Origin of the sequence: Nocardia sp. BSTN01, assembly GCF_015354405.1 — a bacterium.
GTDB lineage: Bacteria > Actinomycetota > Actinomycetes > Mycobacteriales > Mycobacteriaceae > Nocardia.
This window is the reverse complement of sequence record NZ_JADKYP010000126.1, coordinates 1-2,609: the sequence shown is the minus strand read 5'-3', so window position 1 is coordinate 2,609 and position 2,609 is coordinate 1. Positions and strand designations below refer to the sequence as shown.

7 protein-coding genes are annotated in these 2,609 nt (G+C 64.0%); 1 reads left to right on the top strand and 6 read right to left on the bottom strand.

All coding sequences use genetic code 11. The features are described 5' to 3' along the window. Positions 1–142: 142 nt before the first annotated feature. From IRT45_RS36040 to IRT45_RS36020, 5 genes are all read right to left on the bottom strand, one after another. The gene (locus IRT45_RS36040) at positions 143–355 is read right to left on the bottom strand and encodes a hypothetical protein (RefSeq protein ID WP_194810227.1); all 213 of its coding nucleotides are present in this window, start codon (positions 353–355) and stop codon (positions 143–145) included. 73 nt (positions 356–428) lie between these two features. Continuing rightward, positions 429–569: a hypothetical protein gene (locus IRT45_RS36035; RefSeq protein ID WP_194810226.1), complete on the bottom strand. Its 141-nt coding sequence runs from the start codon at positions 567–569 to the stop codon at positions 429–431. Continuing rightward, positions 569–829 (bottom strand): hypothetical protein, encoded by a 261-nt coding sequence (locus IRT45_RS36030; RefSeq protein WP_194810225.1) that lies wholly within the window; start codon positions 827–829, stop codon positions 569–571. Before IRT45_RS36030 ends, IRT45_RS36035 begins: the two co-directional genes overlap by 1 nt. After that, positions 826–1,095 (bottom strand): helix-turn-helix domain-containing protein, encoded by a 270-nt coding sequence (locus IRT45_RS36025; protein ID WP_194810224.1) that lies wholly within the window; start codon positions 1,093–1,095, stop codon positions 826–828. The genes IRT45_RS36030 and IRT45_RS36025 overlap by 4 nt, the downstream gene beginning before the upstream one ends. Next, positions 1,092–1,346 carry a helix-turn-helix domain-containing protein gene (locus IRT45_RS36020; protein ID WP_194810223.1) on the bottom strand — a complete coding sequence of 85 codons (255 nt, stop codon included), beginning with the start codon at positions 1,344–1,346 and terminating at the stop codon, positions 1,092–1,094. The genes IRT45_RS36025 and IRT45_RS36020 overlap by 4 nt, the downstream gene beginning before the upstream one ends. A 97-nt stretch (positions 1,347–1,443) precedes the next feature. Here IRT45_RS36020 and IRT45_RS36015 point away from each other — a divergent pair, with 97 nt between their 5' ends. Next, positions 1,444–1,737, top strand: a complete 294-nt coding sequence (locus IRT45_RS36015) for a helix-turn-helix domain-containing protein (protein WP_194810222.1) — start codon at positions 1,444–1,446, stop codon at positions 1,735–1,737. 415 nt (positions 1,738–2,152) lie between these two features. Here IRT45_RS36015 and IRT45_RS36010 read toward each other — a convergent pair. Further along, positions 2,153–2,609, bottom strand: a 457-nt coding sequence (locus tag IRT45_RS36010) for a site-specific integrase (protein WP_228536026.1), incomplete at its 5' end; no start/stop codon positions are given.

The following is a 2,609-nucleotide window of genomic DNA, read 5'->3' as shown; positions in this document are numbered from 1 at the left end:
GTCAGCGCGACGAGCAGCTGCTGCGCGAGGTGCAGCGCGGCGTCGGAGGTGATCAGGAATCCAGGTCCGGACTGGAACTCGACCGCGAGAGTGAGATCGGGGGCCGCGCCGAGGGAGGTGATGGTGTCGACACCGTGATTGATCAGCACGACGGCACCTCCGGCGCATAGACCGGCAGCTTGTCGGTCGGCGGGTCGAACGGCTCGGCGGCGGCCGGCGTCTCGTTGCTTGGCGGGACGAGTGCGGGCAACAGCTGGGTGCCGGGGTCGTAGGCGTGCTGCGCGGGGCGGCGGCCGGCGATGCGGCGCAGCAGTGTGCCCCAACGGGATCGGGAAACGACGTGATGTCTACCCATCGGATATGCTCCTGTTTCTCGGTGGCGATGTGCGAGGTGATGGCTCGCGGTCGCCGGGGATCTGAGTGGTCGGTCAGCCCAGCGCGGGGTTATCGACACCCGCGCTGGGCGACCGCATACGGAACGATTCGGCGAATTCTTTTGCGGCGGCGACGATCACGCGCGCGGCTTCGGCGTACATCACGCTGCCGGTCACGATCGCCGCGGTATTCATCAGCACTTCCGCTCGCGGGCGGCGCGGGCTGCGGCGAGGTCGATCGGGATGGTCGGCGCCATTGCGCCTACCGGGATCGAGTCGACTTCGCTGGTCTCGGAGATGAGGCCGATCGGGTTGCCGTTGGCGGCCGCGGTCGCTGCCTCCGCTGCGGCTGCGGTGTCGCGACGGTCCTCGGCGATGTGGTGGGCGTGAATGCGAACGCGCCACAGGATGATCAGGCATGTGATCGCTGAGGCGACCGAGACGAGGGCGCTCATCGCGCCATCCGGCGGTTGAGGGCGCGGCGGCTGCCGCGGGAGAGTCCGGCCGGATCCGGTTTCGGGGCGATCGCGGGCCGCGCCATCGACTCGATAGCGGCCTCAATATCCCCACGGGTGAGAAACCACTGCCGACTGACCTTGCGGCCGGGCAGCTTTCGCGCACGCAGCTGCCTGATCACCCATACCTCGGTGACGTGCAGAATCTCTGCTACCTCGGGCACGGTGTACAGCCGAAGGTCGGGGAGCTCGGCGGCGGCGGTCATGCGGTCGCCTCGCTCGGGGAGATCTCGGCCTTGATGCCGGCGACGAATTCGGCCGGATCGACGTCGAGATATTCGCTGAGGATGATGAGTTCCTCGGCGGTGAAGCTGGTACGCCCGCGAATCTTTCGGTCGAGCGTGACCTGCGCAATTCCGGACTGGGCGACTATCTTGCCCTTCGGGATGCCAGATCGTTCGATCGCTTCACGGACGCGATTCCCGACCTTCACGTTGGCTGGGTTCGCTGTAACCATGTGGCTAACCGTAGTGACCGATCGGTTACAACGCAAGCGTGCAGATGTGACGAAACGGTATCTCCGTGTAACCGATCGGGTTGATACCATTCAGCGCATGCCGAATGACACATCGGACGCTGAGAAGCGCCGAAAAGCCGCGATCAGAAAGGCTGTCGCGGACGAGTTACGCGCGGAAGCTGCACGTCAAGATCTCGATCAGGGCCAGGTGGCCGAGCGTGTCGGGATGGCCCGGGCTACCGTCAATCGCCTATTCAAAGGTTCGAGACCTGTCGATACGGAACAGCTATTCGCGTTCGCGGACGGGCTCGGTTTTGACGCCGGCGACCTTATCGACCGAGCGAAGAGGAAGTACCGCGAGCAACTCAGACGGCTCGACACCGAGGACTAAGGCCGCCTCGATGACAGATTCAACCGGCAACGGCTTCCACGCGCCGGTTGCAAGATCATCTGTGAGAGCCATCCTCCATCCCTCCCCTCTCTCGCAATCGTTCCGCGATCGAACATACATTCGAATCCGTTCGAACGGAAGCATCTCCGCAAAGATCCGGCAGCCGTGTCGGCTGCCGGCGGCTCGGGGGTGAAGTGTCTATGTCGGGTGGCTCGTCTCCACGGTGCGCCATCGTGCTGCCCTCACTGACGACACGAAACGTGTCTCGATCTTCTTATTAGTCAAGGATTCCCACAATTTCAGAATAGAACCGTTAAGTTCCGATTCGCCGGAAAATCGTCCGACCTATCCGTCTTCGTTACCGATAGCAAAGATCCCGCGTGGGATCGATTCGGTAACAACAGCATCGGTGCAGCTACGCGGCGGGCCCCCGCAGCGCCCGCGACATGGCCGAGGAGGCCCGTCGTCCGCTTCGCCGATCGAAGTGGCCGTAAATGCTGGTCGTGGTCTGCGCCGATTCGTGCCCGAGATGACGCTGCACGTCCATGATTTCGGCGCCATTCATCAGCATCCAGCTCGCGCCGGTGTGCCGAAGATCATGCACGCGAGGGCGTTTGCCGGTCTTCCGTTCGAACCGCTCGACCAGCGGGCGCCAGCACTTGTTGTGGAACAGCTGCGACGAGATCCGGCCGCCGTCCTGCGTGCAGATCAGCAGCGCCGCATTCTTGCGTGTGAGGTCGAACCCGTCGAGCGCTTCGGCCGGCACATTGATTGTCCGGATCCCCTTGCGCGTCTTCGGACCTCCGAGCACCCGCTCGGCCGTGCCGGTGTACTTCCACGCTCTGGCGACACGACACAGGTAGTCGCCCTCG